The sequence below is a fragment of the Nocardioides sp. NPDC057767 genome, from assembly GCF_042798275.1.
In the GTDB taxonomy this organism is placed as follows: domain Bacteria; phylum Actinomycetota; class Actinomycetes; order Propionibacteriales; family Nocardioidaceae; genus Nocardioides.
Genome location: NZ_JBHVKJ010000008.1, coordinates 83,682 through 98,849, shown reverse-complemented (window position 1 = coordinate 98,849; position 15,168 = coordinate 83,682). Strand labels below are relative to the sequence as shown.

At 68.2% G+C, this 15,168-nt stretch carries 15 protein-coding genes and 1 tRNA gene; 11 read left to right on the top strand and 5 right to left on the bottom strand.

Features of this window, described 5'->3' with window-relative positions; genetic code table 11:
- Positions 1-88 precede the first annotated feature (88 nt).
- The 7 genes from ACFVDI_RS06540 (at position 89) to ACFVDI_RS06510 (ending at position 8,229) form a co-directional block, all read left to right on the top strand.
- Positions 89-733, top strand: coding sequence for a TetR/AcrR family transcriptional regulator (locus ACFVDI_RS06540; RefSeq protein ID WP_378901799.1), 645 nt, complete (start codon positions 89-91; stop codon positions 731-733).
- A complete protein-coding gene (locus ACFVDI_RS06535; protein ID WP_378901796.1) occupies positions 734-2,482 on the top strand; it encodes an ABC transporter ATP-binding protein in 1,749 nt (582 codons plus the stop codon).
- Positions 2,479-4,458: an ABC transporter ATP-binding protein gene (locus tag ACFVDI_RS06530; protein WP_378901792.1), complete on the top strand. Its 1,980-nt coding sequence runs from the start codon at positions 2,479-2,481 to the stop codon at positions 4,456-4,458. The genes ACFVDI_RS06535 and ACFVDI_RS06530 overlap by 4 nt, the downstream gene beginning before the upstream one ends.
- Positions 4,459-4,800: 342 nt before the next feature.
- Positions 4,801-6,420: an MDR family MFS transporter gene (locus ACFVDI_RS06525; RefSeq protein WP_378901789.1), complete on the top strand. Its 1,620-nt coding sequence runs from the start codon at positions 4,801-4,803 to the stop codon at positions 6,418-6,420.
- The gene (locus ACFVDI_RS06520) at positions 6,417-6,932 is read left to right on the top strand and encodes a MarR family winged helix-turn-helix transcriptional regulator (protein ID WP_378901786.1); all 516 of its coding nucleotides are present in this window, start codon (positions 6,417-6,419) and stop codon (positions 6,930-6,932) included. The genes ACFVDI_RS06525 and ACFVDI_RS06520 overlap by 4 nt, the downstream gene beginning before the upstream one ends.
- A gap of 100 nt (positions 6,933-7,032) precedes the next feature.
- Positions 7,033-7,719, top strand: coding sequence for a metal-dependent transcriptional regulator (locus tag ACFVDI_RS06515; protein ID WP_378901783.1), 687 nt, complete (start codon positions 7,033-7,035; stop codon positions 7,717-7,719).
- A 240-nt stretch (positions 7,720-7,959) separates the two neighbouring features.
- The gene (locus ACFVDI_RS06510; protein ID WP_328527547.1) at positions 7,960-8,229 is read left to right on the top strand and encodes a hypothetical protein; all 270 of its coding nucleotides are present in this window, start codon (positions 7,960-7,962) and stop codon (positions 8,227-8,229) included.
- Here the strand turns inward: ACFVDI_RS06510 and ACFVDI_RS06505 are convergent.
- Genes ACFVDI_RS06505 through ACFVDI_RS06495 form a run of 3 tightly spaced genes read right to left on the bottom strand, consistent with a single transcriptional unit; the run spans position 8,215 to position 10,167 of the window.
- On the bottom strand, positions 8,215-9,108 hold the full coding sequence (locus tag ACFVDI_RS06505; protein ID WP_378901780.1) for a Sir2 family NAD-dependent protein deacetylase: 894 nt from the start codon (positions 9,106-9,108) through the stop codon (positions 8,215-8,217). The two genes, ACFVDI_RS06510 and ACFVDI_RS06505, sit on opposite strands and share 15 nt — an antisense overlap.
- Positions 9,108-9,374, bottom strand: a complete 267-nt coding sequence (locus ACFVDI_RS06500) for a DUF2277 domain-containing protein (RefSeq protein ID WP_328527545.1) — start codon at positions 9,372-9,374, stop codon at positions 9,108-9,110. Before ACFVDI_RS06500 ends, ACFVDI_RS06505 begins: the two co-directional genes overlap by 1 nt.
- A 31-nt stretch (positions 9,375-9,405) precedes the next feature.
- Positions 9,406-10,167 carry a response regulator gene (locus ACFVDI_RS06495; protein WP_378901776.1) on the bottom strand — a complete coding sequence of 254 codons (762 nt, stop codon included), beginning with the start codon at positions 10,165-10,167 and terminating at the stop codon, positions 9,406-9,408.
- 148 nt (positions 10,168-10,315) lie between these two features.
- Here ACFVDI_RS06495 and ACFVDI_RS06490 point away from each other — a divergent pair, with 148 nt between their 5' ends.
- Together ACFVDI_RS06490 and ACFVDI_RS06485 are read left to right on the top strand one after the other, a co-directional pair.
- Positions 10,316-11,491 carry a saccharopine dehydrogenase family protein gene (locus ACFVDI_RS06490; protein ID WP_378901773.1) on the top strand — a complete coding sequence of 392 codons (1,176 nt, stop codon included), beginning with the start codon at positions 10,316-10,318 and terminating at the stop codon, positions 11,489-11,491.
- A gap of 23 nt (positions 11,492-11,514) precedes the next feature.
- On the top strand, positions 11,515-12,117 hold the full coding sequence (locus ACFVDI_RS06485) for a DUF1349 domain-containing protein (RefSeq protein ID WP_378901770.1): 603 nt from the start codon (positions 11,515-11,517) through the stop codon (positions 12,115-12,117).
- A gap of 60 nt (positions 12,118-12,177) precedes the next feature.
- On the opposite strand, the gene ACFVDI_RS06480 is transcribed toward ACFVDI_RS06485, so the two are convergent.
- Positions 12,178-12,253 (bottom strand) — tRNA-Arg (locus tag ACFVDI_RS06480).
- A gap of 443 nt (positions 12,254-12,696) precedes the next feature.
- On the opposite strand from ACFVDI_RS06480, the gene ACFVDI_RS06475 reads away from it, so the two are divergent.
- Positions 12,697-14,523 carry an LCP family protein gene (locus ACFVDI_RS06475; RefSeq protein ID WP_378901767.1) on the top strand — a complete coding sequence of 609 codons (1,827 nt, stop codon included), beginning with the start codon at positions 12,697-12,699 and terminating at the stop codon, positions 14,521-14,523.
- The gene (locus ACFVDI_RS06470; protein ID WP_378901764.1) at positions 14,523-14,726 is read left to right on the top strand and encodes a hypothetical protein; all 204 of its coding nucleotides are present in this window, start codon (positions 14,523-14,525) and stop codon (positions 14,724-14,726) included. The genes ACFVDI_RS06475 and ACFVDI_RS06470 overlap by 1 nt, the downstream gene beginning before the upstream one ends.
- A gap of 52 nt (positions 14,727-14,778) precedes the next feature.
- Here ACFVDI_RS06470 and ACFVDI_RS06465 read toward each other — a convergent pair whose 3' ends face one another.
- Entirely contained in the window at positions 14,779-15,129 is a 351-nt protein-coding gene (locus ACFVDI_RS06465; RefSeq protein WP_378901761.1) for an MscL family protein, read from the bottom strand.
- Positions 15,130-15,168: the final 39 nt, after the last annotated feature.

Here is a 15,168-nt window from a genome sequence, read left to right as displayed (position 1 = left end):
TCCGCCATCTCTCGAACAGAGTTTGGATATCCACCGTTCACCCAATAATTGGGTTGTGAGTGAGTGCTCACTCACTTACCCTCGGGATGTGGACGAACGACGTACGCGGGCGAAGCCGATTCCTGCAGCCGACCGGCGCGCTGCGATCATCGCGGCGACCGAGACGCTGCTGATCGAGCACGGCACGGCGACCACCACCAGGCTGATCGCCGAGGCGGCGGGAGTCGCGGAAGGAACGATCTTCCGGCACTTCCGAGACAAGCGGGAGCTCTACCGGGCGGTGGCGGAGAACGTCTTCGACCCGGTCAGGACCGGAGAGTCGATGGCGGACGTCGTCGAGGACAAGGGCGACATCGAGGACAAGCTCCGAGCCGTGATCGACCTGCTGGCCGCGGGCTCGCAGCGTGGTGTCCTCGTCATGATGGCCGTGCGCTCGGCCGTGATGGAGGAGGCGAACCCCGAGGGCGTACGCCATCCCCACGGTCCACCGAGGTTCGTCATCGAGGCCAACAAGGCCCTGATCGACAACCTGACGCGGCTCGTCTTCGAGCCGCACGCGAACGAGCTGCGGCTGCCGCCGCGCAAGGCCGCGCTGGTGCTGCGCAGCCTCACGATCGGGGCCTGGCTCCCCGGTCTGAACCGAACGAATCAGCCGCTGAGCAGCGAGGACGTCATCGACGTGCTGCTCGGTGGGATTCTCATCGAGCACAGCCTGACCAGAGAGACCCCCTGAATGCTTCTCCGACTGATGCGGGACTACCTGCTCCCGTACAAGAGATTCCTGGTCGTCATCGCGATCCTGCAGCTCTTCTCGACCTCGGCGTTCATGCTGCTGCCCAGCCTCAACGCCGACATCATCGACAAGGGCGTAGCCGAGGGCGACACCGGCTACATCATGCGCATCGGCGCGATCATGCTCGCCGTGGCGCTGGTGCAGATCCTGTGCTCGATCGCCAGCGTCTACTTCGCCGCACGCAGCTCGATGAGCTTCGGCCGCGACCTGCGCGCGGCGATCTTCGCGAAGGTCGGCTCCTTCAGCGCCCGCGAGGTCGGCCGCTTCGGCGCCCCCTCGCTGATCACCCGGACGACCAACGACGTCCAGCAGGTCCAGATGCTCGCCGTGCTGACCTGCACGCTCGCGGTGATGGTGCCGATGATGATGGTCGGCGGCATCGTGATGGCCATCCGGGAGGACGCCGGCCTCGCCTGGCTGCTCGCCGTGGTCATTCCGGTGCTGCTCCTCTCCATGACCGTGGTCGTGCGCGGCATGGTCCCCAACTTCCGCAAGGTGCAGGAGCGCATCGACGCGGTCAACCGCATCCTGCGTGAGCAGATCACCGGCATCCGGGTGATCCGCGCGTTCGTACGCGAGCGTCAGGAGACCGAGCGCTTCGCCAAGGCCAACGACGAGCTCACCGACGTCGCGCTGCGGGCCGGGCGCTGGATGTCGACGATGTTCCCGCTGATGATGCTGGTCATCAACGTCGCCAGCGTCGCGGTGATCTGGTTCGGCGGCATCCGGGTCGACAACGGGGTGATGCAGGTCGGCCCGCTGACCGCCTTCCTCCAGTACCTGATGCAGATCCTGATGTCGATCATGATGGGCACGTTCATGCTCATGCAGGTCCCGCGCGCGGCCGTCTGCGCCGACCGGATCGCCGAGGTCCTCGACACCGAGACGTCGGTGACCCCGCCGAGCGCCGGCATCACCGAGATCTCCCGGCGCGGCCACGTCGACCTGGTCGGAGCCGGCTTCACCTACCCCGGCGCCGACCACCCCGTCCTCCACGACCTCACCTTCGAGGCCCGGCCCGGGCAGACCGTCGCGATCATCGGCTCCACCGGCGCCGGCAAGACGACCCTCCTGGGCCTCGTCCCACGGCTGTTCGACGCGACGGCCGGCGTCGTCCGGGTGGGTGGGATCGACGTACGCGACCTCGACCCGACCACCCTGCGCAGCTGCCTCGGGCTGGTGCCGCAGAAGGCCTTCCTGTTCACCGGCACCGTCCGCTCCAACCTGCTCCACGGCAAGCCGGACGCCACCGACGAGGAGCTCTGGCACGCGCTCGAGGTCGCCCAGGCACGCGACTTCGTGGAGAAGATGGCGCCCGAGGGCGGCACCGGTCTGGACGCCGAGATCGACCAGGGCGGCACCAACGTCTCCGGTGGTCAGCGGCAGCGCCTGGCCATCGCCCGTGCGCTCGTACGCCGCCCCGACATCTATCTCTTCGACGACTCCTTCTCGGCGCTCGACGTCGCCACCGACGCCCGGCTCCGCGCCGCGCTCGCTCCCGAGACCCGTAACGCCACGGTGATCGTGGTCGCCCAGCGCGTCTCCACCATCCGCGACGCCGACAAGATCCTCGTGCTCGAGGACGGCGCCATCGTCGGCGAGGGCACCCATGAGGAGCTGCTCGCCGGCAACGACACCTACCAGGAGATCGTCTCCTCCCAGCTCAGCGCAGAGGAGGCCGCGGCATGAGCGACACCATGAAGAAGACCGAGCGGATCGTACGTCCTCAGGGCGGCCCCGGCCCGATGGGTGCCGGCGGCGCGGTGGGGGACAAGGCGATGAACTTCGTCCCCTCGGCGAAGCGCCTCCTGAGAAGGATGGCGCCCTACAAGGTCCACGCCTTCGCGACGATCGTCCTGGCCGCGATCAGCGTGACGCTGATGTCGCTGGGTCCGTGGCTGCTGGGCAAGGCGACCGACATCATCTTCGGCGGCATCTTCTCCCGCGAGCTGCCGGCGGGGGTGACCCAGGAGGAGGCGGTCGAGGGCCTGCGCGCCCAGGGCGACGACAAGCTCGCCGACATGCTCTCCGGGATGGACTACGTCAACCCCGGCCACGGCGTCGACTTCGACGCCCTGCGCAACGCGTTGATGGTCGTGCTCGTCGTCTACCTGGTCGCCTCGATGCTCTCCTTCGCGCAGGGCTGGATCCTCAACTCGGTGGTCCAGGGCACCGTGAAGGGGCTGCGCGAGGATGTCGAGAAGAAGGTGCACAGCGTCCCGCTGTCCTACTTCGACAAGCAGCCGCGAGGTGAGCTCCTCAGCCGGGTCACCAACGACATCGACAACATCAGCCAGACTCTGCAGCAGACCTTCAGCCAGGTGCTGACCGCGCTGTTCACGCTGGTCGCGGTGCTGTTCATGATGTTCTGGATCAGCCCGGTGCTGGCCCTGATCGCGCTGCTCGCGGTGCCGGTCTCGCTGGTCGTGACGGGCGCGGTGATGAAGCGGTCGCAGGGCCAGTTCGTGGCCCAGTGGCGCAGCACCGGCAAGCTCAACGGCCACATCGAGGAGACCTTCTCGGGCCACGACCTGGTCAAGGTCTTCGGCCGCCAGGAGGAGGTCGAGAAGACCTTCGCCGAGGAGAACGACAAGCTCTTCGCCGCCGCCTTCAAGGCCCAGTTCATCAGCGGGATCCTGATGCCGCTGATGATGTTCGTCGGCAACCTGATGTTCGTGGTGGTCTGCGTGGTCGGGTCGCTCCGCGTCGCCAGCGGCGCGCTGAGCCTGGGCGAGCTGCAGGCCTTCATCCAGTACTCGCGCCAGTTCACCCAGCCCATCACCACCCTGGCCTCGATGATGAACCTGCTCCAGTCGGGCGTCGCCTCGGCCGAGCGGGTCTTCGAGCTCCTCGACGCCGAGGACCAGTCGCCCGACGTCGGAGCAACCAGGGACGGGTCGTCCGGCGCCGGCGAGGTCCGCTTCGAGCACGTCTCGTTCGCCTACGACAAGGACAGGCCGCTCATCGAGGACCTGTCGCTGGTGGCCCGTCCCGGGCAGACCGTCGCGATCGTCGGTCCCACAGGAGCCGGCAAGACCACGCTGGTCAACCTGATCATGAGGTTCTACGAGCTCGACGCCGGCCGGATCACCCTCGACGGCGTCGACATCGCCGCGATGCCCCGCGCGGACCTGCGGGGGCGCACCGGCATGGTGCTCCAGGACACCTGGCTCTTCGAGGGCACGATCCGCGACAACATCCGCTACGGCCGGCCGTCCGCGACCGATGAGGAGCTCCTCGAGGCAGCCCGGGCGACGTACGTCGACAGGTTCGTGCACTCGCTCCCCGACGGCTACGACACCCTGATCACCGACCAGGGCGGCAACCTCTCGGCGGGCGAGCGGCAGCTGGTCACGATCGCGCGAGCGTTCCTCGCCGAGCCGTCGCTGCTGATCCTCGACGAGGCGACCTCCTCGGTCGACACCCGCACCGAGCTGCTCCTGCAGCACGCCATGGCGGCGCTGCGCTCGGACCGTACGTCCTTCGTGATCGCCCACCGGCTATCCACGATCCGCGATGCCGACCTGATCCTGGTCATGCGTGACGGCGCGATCGTGGAGCAGGGCGACCACGCCGAGCTGCTCGAGGCCGGTGGGGCGTACGCCGAGCTCTACCAGTCGCAGTTCAGCCACGCGATCGTCGAGGAGGAGCCCGCGACCGCTTGAAATAAACCCTTTGAACCCGGCCGGCCTCGACGCCTACCGTTGAGGCACACGGGAAAGGAGGTGATCCGATCAGATGAAGAACGATTGGATGCGTGAGGTGGCTGCTCGCTAGCAGCCCTCCAACCATGGATGGGGAGCTGGCAATCCAACGGCAGCCACCCGACCCGCAGGCGTACCGGACTCATCCACCGGGTCGGCCACCTGGCCCGCCTGCGGGTCGCCCCGTTTTCGGAGAACGCGGCCGCGCGCGGACCGGCCGACGACAAGTTGCGTTTAGCAACTAAAACCAGATACATTGGTTGACGATATTCAACCAGTCTCTCGTGAGAGTCGAGCCCGCACTTGTCAGAGTCCCCGCAGCCTTCGCAGGCCATCGCCGCGCCGGAGATGACCCACCGCCAGATCATGGAGGTCCTCTCGGGCCTCCTGATGGCGCTCTTCGTCGCCATGCTGTCCAGCACGTCGGTCGCCAACGCCCTGCCGCGGATCGTCACCGACCTCGGCGGCACCCAGGGCGGCTACACCTGGATCGTCGTCTCGAGCATGCTGGCGATGACCGCGACGACGCCGATCTGGGGCAAGCTCGCCGATCTCTACAACAAGAAGGTCCTGGTGCAGGTCGCCCTCGGCCTGTTCATCGTCGGCTCGGCGATCTGTGGCCTGGCCCCGTCGATGCCCGTGATCATCACCGGCCGGGTCATCGCCGGGCTCGGCATGGGCGGCATCGTCGCACTGATCCAGGTGATCATCGCGATGATCGTCTCCCCGCGTGAGCGCGGCCGCTACTCCGGCTACATCGGCGCAGTCTTCGCGCTGGCCACGGTCATCGGCCCGCTCGTGGGCGGCGTGATCGTCGACTCCCCGGTCGGCTGGCCCGGCGTCTTCTACGTCGGCGTCCCGTTCGCCGTGGTCGCCTTCATCCTGCTGCAGAAGACCCTGCACCTCCCGCACGTACGCCGCGAGGTCAACATCGACTACCTCGGTGCGTTCCTGCTGGTCGCCGGTGTCTCGACGCTGCTGATCTGGGTCACGCTGGGTGGTGCGTCCTTCGAGTGGGCCTCGCTGATGTCGTACGCCCTGGTCGCGGGCAGCCTCGTCGTGCTCGCCGTCGCGATCCTGGTCGAGGGCAGGGTCGCCAAGGAGCCGATCATCCCGCTGCGGCTCTTCCGCGACCGCACCATGGTGCTCTCGACGATTGCCTCGTTCTTCGTCGGCGCGGGGATGTTCGGCGCGACGGTCTACCTGCAGCAGTACTTCCAGACCGCCCGCGGGATGACGCCGACCCACGCCGGCCTGATGTCGATCTGCATGGTGCTCGGGCTCTCCGTCGCCGGCATGGTCACCGGACGCCTGATCAGCGCCACCGGGCGCTGGAAGCGTTACCTGCTCTTCGGCGGCATCATGCTGCCGATCGGGCTCTACCTGCTCAGCACGATCGACGAGCACACCAATCTCGCCCTGGTCGGCGCCTTCATGGCCGTCGTCGGGCTGGGTGTCGGCTCCACCAACCAGAACCTCGTGCTCGCGGTGCAGAACAACCTCGACAACAAGGACATGGGCGCGGGCTCCTCGGTCGTCGCCTTCTTCCGGTCGATGGGCGGCTCGATGGGCATCGCCGCTCTCGGTGCGGTGCTCTCCCACCGGGTCGAGGACGTCATCACCGACGGCATCCCCGAGCTGGTGGCCAGCGGGAAGGTCACCCCCGAGGAGCTCCAGAGCCTGCAGAGCGGCGGGCTCGCCGACCCGGCGAGCATGCCCAGCGCGATGCAGGCCCTCTACGAGCACGCCTTCGCCGTCGCCACCGCCGACCTCTTCCTGGTGGCCATCCCGTGTGCCCTGCTCGCGCTGGTCGCTATCGTGGGCATCAAGGAGGTCCCGCTCAAGACGAGCGTCGAGGACCTCCCCGACGAGAAGGCCCTCGCCGAGGCCGAGACCGAAGCCGAGGGAGCTGTTCGGAGATGACCGCCGCTGACGAGCCCGCCGAGCCCGCCGAGCCCGCCGAGCCGGCCGAGGACGACCGCATCGATGCTCCTCGGGTGGAGTCGCTGATCCGGCTCGAGGCCGAGGTCGGGGTGCTCATGCGACGGGCCAAGCGGGCGATGCGCATCCGTGGCCGGATGCTCCACCCCGACCTCCCGCCGGGTGGCTACATGGTGCTGACCTGGGTCGCCGAGCACGGTCCGCTGCGGGCCTCCGCCCTCGTCGACGGGCTCGGCATCGACAAGGGGGCGGTCAGCCGGATGGTGCAGACGATCGTCGACCTCGGCCTGCTCGAGCGTCATCCCGATCCCGAGGACGGGCGGGCCAGCCTGGTCTCGCTGACCGCCGAGGCGCGCGAGGGGCTCGACCGGGTGGCCCGGGAGCGCCGCGTACGTTTCAGCGACCGGCTGGCCGACTGGAGTCCCGACGACATCGATCGACTCAGCGCTATGCTGTCGAGATACAACGAAGCCCTAGAACGCCAGGGCTCTTAGGGGATCACGCGTGCTGATCTCTCCTGCAGGCCGACGTCGTCCGGGACACACCCTGCTGGGTTCGGTTTTTTTGACTGATTCAAGGATGTAGGATTAATTCGTGAGCGACCTCATCGACACCACCGAGATGTACCTTCGCACCATCTACGAGCTGGTCGAAGAGGGAATCGTTCCGCTGCGCGCCCGCATCGCCGAGCGCCTGCACCAGTCGGGTCCCACGGTCTCCCAGACCGTCGCCCGGATGGAGCGAGACGGTCTGCTCACCGTCGAGGGCGACCGCCACCTGCAGCTCACCGACGAGGGCCTTCGCCTGGCCACCCGGGTGATGCGCAAGCACCGGCTCGCCGAGCGGCTGCTCACCGACGTCATCGGCCTCGACTGGGAGCTCGTCCACGAGGAGGCGTGCCGCTGGGAGCACGTCATGTCGGAGACCGTCGAGAAGCGGCTGCTCGATCTGCTCGGCGACCCGACCGAGTCTCCCTACGGCAACCCGATCCCCGGTCTCGACGAGCTCGGCGGCAAGCCCGCCGACGAGGACTTCATGGCCGGCGTCCAGTCGCTGACCGCCGCGGCGGGTTCCGAGCGTGCCACCGTGCTGGTGCGACGCATCTCGGAGGAGATGCAGAAGGACGAGTCGCTGATGAGCGCCCTGCGCCGGGTCGGTGCGATCCCGGACCAGACCGTCGCCATCAAGGCGACCCCCGACGGGGTGCTGCTCGGTTCCGGTGGGGAGACCGCGGAGATCATCCCCGAGGCCGCGGACCATATCTTCGTCAAGGCGCTCTGACCGGCAGATTCGCTCCCGATCGGCTCCACGAGTCGGCATCGGTGTGGCAACTTCGCACCCACTTTTGCAACCGTGGGTGAAATTCTCTCGACGTCGGCAGAATTCGGCACATCACTCTGGACCGATTACGTCATCGATGCTTATGTTTGACGTGCGGGGCCTGCTGGAGGCCGGTGATCCATGTGGGCTTCAGCAGTTGTCATGTCGAGACTTGCGGGGGTCTCCGGAGGGGAGAGCTCTATGGAGGTCGTTCATCTGCCCGCTCGCGGTCGCGAGCTGGATGAGACGTTCCGCCCAGTCGCCGTCCACCACACCGACACCGGCCTGACCCGTCATCTCAAGCGTGGCGAGGAGATCGTGCTCACCGACCTCGGTGGCGATTTCCACAGCGCCAAGGTGCTGCTGATCGACGAAGGTCCGGTCTACCACTTCTTCATCGGAGCCAGGCTGTCGGTCGACGAGGCCGCCGGCCGCATGGCAGACCTGCCGATCCAGTCACGCTCTGCGTGAGGACAGCGCGGTGAGGAACTCGCTGGTCCCCACCTCCAGCTTGTACGTAGCCTCCCCATCGCCCCTGGTGGCGCCACGGTTGACGATGACGATCGGGATCCCGGCCTTGGCCGCCCGGCGCACGAACCGGTAGCCACTCATCACCGCCAGACTCGAGCCCGCGACGAGCAGCACGCCCTTCCCCTCGTGCCGCTCGCCGCGGAGCTCGGAACCTCCCAGGTTCTCCGCGAGCGCGTCGACCGCAGCCATGCACCGGTTGACCCGGTCCTTCGGCACGTTCTCCCCGAAGAAGACGACGTCGGGCTTGAGGATGCCCCCGCAGATCTCGCAGTCGGGCACGACGAAGTCCTGCGTCTCCTCGAGGGCGACGTCGCCGTCCGGCCGGGTCTCCACGTCCGCATGTGCCTCGGCCCAGCCGGCGTTGAGCGCCTCCATCCGCTCCTGCAGGTCGCGGCGTGGGCTCAGGGTGCGGCAGGACAGACAGATCACGTCGGCCACCCGGCCGTGCAGCGTCACGATGCGGCCGCTCCCGGCCAGCTCCGGTGCCGCCTGCTCGTGCAGCCCGTCGACGTTCTGGGTGATCAGCAGCTCGGGGTCGATCGCGGCCAGGGCCCGGTGGCCGGCGTTCGGCACGGCGCTGCCCATCCGCCGCCAGCCGAGGTGGCTGCGCGCCCAGTAGCGCTGCCGCTCCTGCGGGCCCGAGATGAACTGCTGGTAGGTCATCGGCTGGCGTGAGGGACTTCCCGGGCTGCGGTAGTCGGGGATGCCCGAGTCGGTCGAGACGCCGGCCCCGGTCAGCACCACGAGGCGTCGGTCGTGAAGGAGGACCAGGGCTGCTGCGTACGTCTCTTTGGTTGTCGCCCCGGGGGCGAGCGTCATCAGGCGTACCTGGCCTCGGCGCGGGCCTTGCGCTTGGCGGCCTCGACCTCGCGGTTCTTCTTCGGGGCGTTGGTGACCAGGTCGTCGAGGAGATGCCGGGTGATGTGGGCGATCTCGGCGACGGCGCGGTCGAAGGCCTCCTGGTTGGCGGCGGAGGGCTTGGTCGTGCCGCTCACCTTGCGTACGAACTGCAGGGCGGCAGCGGTGACCTCGTCGTTGGTGGCTGGCGGCTCGAAGTTGTGGAGCGGGCGGATGTTGCGGCACATGCCAACCACGGTACTCGGATCGCCGCGGCGCCTACCGGGAACGACCGGGTGCGTGGGAAGGAGCCTGGCCGCGAGGATGCGGGGGGACCGGACCGCCGTTCTGCGCTGGGCCCTTGGCGGGCCTGGCGTTGTCGCCCGGGGGCGCCGGGCGGGGCACGACGCCGTCCTCGAGCAGCTGGCTCGCCATCAGGGCGGCCTGGGTGCGGTGGCTGACACCGAGCTTGGCGAGGAGGCCGGTGATGTGGTTCTTGACGGTCTTCTCCGCGAGCACCAGCCGGTCGGCGATCTGCCGGTTGGAGATGCCCTCGGCGAGCAGCACCAGGATCCGCCGCTGCTGCGGGGTCAGCTCGGCGACCACCTCGTGCATCCGGCGGCGCTCCTCGACGTTGTGCACGACCTTGGCGGCGGCCTCCGGGTCGAAGAGGGTGTGGCCGCTGGCCACGAGGCGTACGCCGGAGACGAGGCTCGCCGCCTCGATCTGCTTGAGCACGTAACCGGCGGCGCCGGCCATGATCGCCTGGCTCATCACCTCGTCGTCGGCGTCGGTGGCCAGGATCAGGCAGCGGATGTCGCTCTTCATCGCCAGCGCCTCGCGGCACAGCGCGACTCCGGAGGAGTCGGGGAGATGGGCGTCGAGGATGAGTACGTCAGGACGGAGCGTCGCGATCAGCGGGCGTGCTTCGGCGGCCGTGCGGGACTCGCCCACGACCTCGATGTCCGCCTCGCGCTGCAGCACCGTACGCACGCCGACACGCACGACGTCGTGACCGTCGGCCAGCAGAACGCTGATCACCGCGTCACCCACAGGCTCGTCTCACTCGTCTCGTCGTCGGGGATGGTGCCGAAAGAAACCGCTCAAGAGTATCCCTATTGATGCAACATTTGATCACTCAGAGGCCCGTGCCGTCTCGGATTTCGTTGCTTCTGGAAAGGTAGCGGCTATGACGACTTCTCGCGATCTCGACATCGTCCTGTTCGGCGCGACCGGGTTCACCGGCGGTCTGGTCGCCGACTATCTGGCCGCGCACGCGCCCGACGGGCTGCGGTGGGCGCTCGCGGGCCGCTCGCTGTCGCGTCTCGAGACCGTCCGCGACGGGCTCGGCGCGGGCGAGGTCGAGCTCATCCAGGCCGACGTGAACGATGCCGCCTCGCTGGCCACGCTGGCGGCTCGCGCGCGGGTCGTGATCACCACGGTGGGGCCCTACCTGGAGTTCGGCGAGCCGCTGGTCAAGGCCTGCGCGGAGGCCGGCACCGACTACGTCGACCTCACCGGAGAGCCTGAGTTCGTCGACCGGATGTTCGTGATGTACGACGCCACCGCCCGCGCCAACGGCGCCCGGATCGTGCACGCCTGCGGGTTCGACTCGATCCCGCACGACCTCGGCGCCTACTACACGGTGCGCGAGCTCGCCGCCGGTGGCGAGATCACCGGGCCGCTGACGATGAAGGGCGTCGTACGCAGCAACGCGACCTTCTCCGGCGGCACCTTCCACTCGGCGCTGGGCCAGATGTCGCGCCCCCGGGAGATGGCGACCGCGGCGCGCGAGCGCCGGGCGCTCGAGGTGCGGCCGGAGGGACGTACGTCTCGACCGGCGAAGCCCTCCTTGGGTCGCGATCGTGAACTGGGCTACTGGCTGCTGCCGCTGCCGACCATCGACCCGTTCATCGTCGCCCGTTCCGGGCGAGCCCTGGAGGCGTACGGCCCCGCCTTCACCTACTCGCACTACGCCGGGACCAAGACGCTGCGGTACGCCGTCGGTGGTGCGCTCGGCGCCGGTGGCCTCGCCCTCGCCATGCAGGTGCCGCTGCTGCGGGCCAAGCTCGGCGAGCGGGTCAAGCAAGGCACCGGACCCTCCGAGAGCCGTCGGGAGAAGTCGTGGTTCACGGTCGACTTCGTCGCCGAGACCGACGGCCGCAAGATCCACACCAAGGTGTCCGGGGGCGACCCCGGCTACACCGAGACCTCGAAGATGCTCGCCGAGTCGGCCCTGTGCCTCGCCTTCGACGAGCTCCCCGAGACCTCCGGGTCGGTGACCACGGCGGTCGCCATGGGCGATGCGCTCCTCGAGCGGCTCCAGGCTGCGGGGATCCGGTTCGAGGTGGCTTCCCGAGGCTGACGGCCAGGGCGAAAGGTGCTCGAGTGAATCAGAAATCCGCCCGGAATCAGCACATCGACTGGTCGGCAGGCCGCTGGACGCATGAGCCGGCCGCTGCCCGGGTGACGCCCGAAGGCGCCCTGCTCGCCACCGCGGTCGAGGGCAGCGACGCGTGGCGACACACCGCGTACGGCTTCGTGCACGACACCGAGCACGCGTTGGTCACCCCGTTCGCTCCGGGGTCAGCCATGGAGGTCGAGTTCGGCACGCCGTTCTCGCAGCAGTTCGACCAGGCCGGGATCTTCGTGCGCGCCTCGGACGAGCACTGGGTGAAGGCGGGTATCGAGTTCGCCGACGGTGTTCCCCAGATCGGAGCGGTCGTGACCGACGGACGATCGGACTGGTCGGCCTCGTCCGCTCCCGAATGGGGCGCCACCAGGGTGACGTTCCGGGTGAGCTGGGCGGACGACGCTCTGACGATCCGGGCACGCCGGGAGGATGCGAGCTGGCAGCTGGTGCGCGTGCTCCCCTTCGCGGCGCGCGAGGAGGTGAGCGCGGGTCCGTTCCTCTGCGCTCCGACGCGTGCCGGCCTCGAGGTCCCGTTCTTCGACTGGCGGGTCGGAGCGCCGGATGGCTCGCTGCACTGAGGCTATCCGCAGGTCAGCTGCCAGACCGGGCCGATCCGGGATGGTGTGGCGGGTGGTGCTTGGTGCCCCAGGCAAGAGTCGAACTTGCGACCTTTCGCTTAGGAGGCGGCTGCTCTATCCACTGAGCTACTGGGGCGTTCGCGGATATCTTGCCATGGTGGCGGGTAATACTACGGTTTGGGGTTCGATGCGGTCAGGGGCCAAACTTGGGGCCCTCGCGTAGGTTGAGTCACCGTCGACTCAACCCGAATCCCCCCGATGACAAGCGACGAGTGACGGTGATCTATGCCTGACCCCTCCCTGCCTCCCCGACGTGGGGGTGCGGATTCTGGCTCGGGCGTGTCCGGATTCGAGTGGATGTACGGCGCCGACGAGCCTGCCGGCAACGAGTCCGGGGGGACTCGCTCGGGCCGTGGTGCTCGGGCCGCTGACGTACCGATCGACCAGCCGTCGGCGGAGCCCGGTGGTGGACGGCGGGCCGCGCGTCCGCAGTCCGAGTTCGTGTCGCCGCCGCCTCCGGGTCCAGGGGCGTCACCGGGTGGTGGTCGCCGCGCTGCGCGTCCGGTTCGTCAGGAGCCGGTGCCCGTCGATCATTCCGTCGCCGAGCCGCCGCGTGTCGAGCCTCTCCGCGTCGAACCGGTGCGGCGGCAGCCGACCCGGGCCGAGCGCTATCAGGCGATGGGCCGAGGGGGCTCGGGTGCGTCGCCGACACCTGCCTCGCCGTCACCTCAGGAGTGGAGCGACCCGGACGTGACCGCCGTCGCTCCGGCGCTGCGCGAGACACCCCGCCCCGCGCGGCACGTACCCGCTCCGCCGGCGCCCGTGCCCTCGGTCGAGGAGACCGCGGTCGCGCCCGTGCAGGACTGGTATCGCCAGGACCCTCAGGCTGCACCTTCCGCGCCCAAGGCTCCCGACCAGCAGCTCGCCCCGCCGGCTGCCCGCGAGTTCGACTGGAACGCCCCTGCCCCTGCCGACCGGCCTCGTGGACGTACGTCCTCACGCGACGAGCTGCACGAGGCTCGTCACGAGGCCTACCCGCCCGCAGGGCGGCACGGTGCTGCGTACGCCGCTGGTTACGACGACGAGCCCTATGACGACTATCCGGCCCAGGGTGGCTATGACGAGCCGTACGCCCCCTACCCGGGCGACGACGAGGACCGCGACAAGCCGCGGATCAGTGTGTGGCAGGTGCTCAGCTCGACCTTGCTCGTGCTGGCGCTGATCGTCGGGCTGTTCGTCGTCTACACCTACCGCGACCTGCGGTCGAACATCAGCACCGTCAGTCTCGGCGAGAAGGCCGCTGACATCGGCCCGAAGGAACCGATCAACATCCTCGTGATGGGCTCGGACAGCCGCGACTGCAAGGGATGTGGCGTCGACGGCGAGAGCGGCGGTGGCTCGGACACCAACATCCTGCTGCACCTGTCCGCCAGCCGGAAGTTCGCCTACGGCGTTTCGATCCCGCGCGACACGATGGTGAATCGTCCCTCGTGCAAGACCGAGGACGGGAGCACGGCACCGGCCGAGTACGTTCGGTGGAACGCTGCGTACGCAACCGCCGGTCCGACCTGCACGATCACCCAGCTCGAGTCCGTCGCCAGCGAGATGTGCGGTAAGAAGTGCGACATCACCGTCAACCATCTCGTGGTCGTCGACTTCGCGAGCTTCAAGGGCATGGTCGATGCCATCGACGGCGTCGACGTCTGTCTTCCTGAGGAAGTCGATGACAAGTACACCGGCGCTCACTTCGACGCGGGCAAGCAGAAGTTGACGGGCAAACAGGCTCTCAACTACGTGCGCCTTCGACACGGTCTCGGTGACGGCGGTGACCTCGACCGGTCCAAGCGTCAACAGGCGTTCATCGGGTCGATGGCGGCCAAGCTGCTCTCTGGCGACACCCTGTCCAGCCCGACGAAGGTGCTCAGCTTCCTGAACGCCGCGACCAAGGGCCTGACCATGGACGAGGGCCTCAAGGACAACCTCGACACGATGGCGAAGATCGGCGCCGGGTTCCAGAGCATCGGGATGGAGAACATCAAGTTCCTCACCATCCCGACGGTCCCCGACCCTGAGAACCCCGAGGCCACCGTCGTGCTCGACGAGGAGAAGGCGAAGAACGTCTTCAAGGCCATCGCCAACGACAAGCCGCTGACGAAGAAGATCGCCGCCGGGGCGCTGGATGCCGGGGAGGCTTCCGGCAAGAAGAGCAAGGACACTGGCGACGCGCCGTCTGACAGCGGCTCGACCGACGGGGAGACCGCGGACACGAAGCCCTCTGAAGATGCCGCGTCCGGTGAGTCGTCGGATGCCGCGTCGGACGGTGCCAGCAGCGGCGCTTCGGAGGAAGAACTCGCCCAGATCGCCGAAGAGGCGAAGGCGGCGCGCGAGCGCGCGGGTCTCTGCTGATGGCTGAAGACACCTCTCCCGAGGTGGAGGGGCCGGAGGAGCCCAAAGAGCCGGAGTGGAAGCGCAAGCAGCGGCTGGCGCGGATCTTCGGTGACGTACTCCCCGAGACGACTCAGGACGAGCGGGAGTCATCGACCGAGTCGGAGGAGTCGGCGTCGGATCGCTGGCTGAAATCGCAGGTGCCGCCTCACCACGGTGGGTGAGACGGCACCTGCCGAAGCGGAGCCCGAGGCGATCCGTTCTGGCGCGAATGCGTCAGCGAACGGCGATGCTGTCGCGGATCTGCTTGAGGATGTCGATCTCGGTCTCGCCCGGGTCGGGGTCCGGGAAGTAGCGCTCCTTGGCGGCGGTGTAGGGCTTCACGATCATGAAGTAGACGACCGAGGCCATGATGAGGAAGGCGATCACGGCGGTCAGCCATGCGCCGATGCTGATGCCGCCCGGTTCGTAGTTCGAGAAGTCCGGCGTGCCGCCGAGCTTGCCGAGCAGGTCCATGATGACGTCAACCGTCGCGGTCACGACTGTGGCGAACGCGCCACCCATGATGAAGGCGACCGCGAGTTTGATCAGATCGCCCTGGAGCAGGAACTTCTTGAAACCGTCCATGTCTTGCTTTCTCCTGTGCTCATTGTGTGAGGTGAAGGA

Excerpts from the sequence above, each read along its gene's own strand:
- ACFVDI_RS06535 (WP_378901796.1), top strand. The coding sequence starts at position 734 with ATGCTTCTCCGACTGATGCGGGACTACCTGCTCCCGTACAAGAGATTC.
- ACFVDI_RS06530 (WP_378901792.1), top strand. The coding sequence starts at position 2,479 with ATGAGCGACACCATGAAGAAGACCGAGCGGATCGTACGTCCTCAGGGC.
- ACFVDI_RS06520 (WP_378901786.1), top strand. The coding sequence starts at position 6,417 with ATGACCGCCGCTGACGAGCCCGCCGAGCCCGCCGAGCCCGCCGAGCCG.
- ACFVDI_RS06510 (WP_328527547.1), top strand. The coding sequence starts at position 7,960 with ATGGAGGTCGTTCATCTGCCCGCTCGCGGTCGCGAGCTGGATGAGACG.
- ACFVDI_RS06505 (WP_378901780.1), bottom strand. The coding sequence starts at position 9,108 with ATGACGCTCGCCCCCGGGGCGACAACCAAAGAGACGTACGCAGCAGCC.
- ACFVDI_RS06500 (WP_328527545.1), bottom strand. The coding sequence starts at position 9,374 with ATGTGCCGCAACATCCGCCCGCTCCACAACTTCGAGCCGCCAGCCACC.
- ACFVDI_RS06490 (WP_378901773.1), top strand. The coding sequence starts at position 10,316 with ATGACGACTTCTCGCGATCTCGACATCGTCCTGTTCGGCGCGACCGGG.
- ACFVDI_RS06470 (WP_378901764.1), top strand. The coding sequence starts at position 14,523 with ATGGCTGAAGACACCTCTCCCGAGGTGGAGGGGCCGGAGGAGCCCAAA.
- ACFVDI_RS06465 (WP_378901761.1), bottom strand. The coding sequence starts at position 15,129 with ATGGACGGTTTCAAGAAGTTCCTGCTCCAGGGCGATCTGATCAAACTC.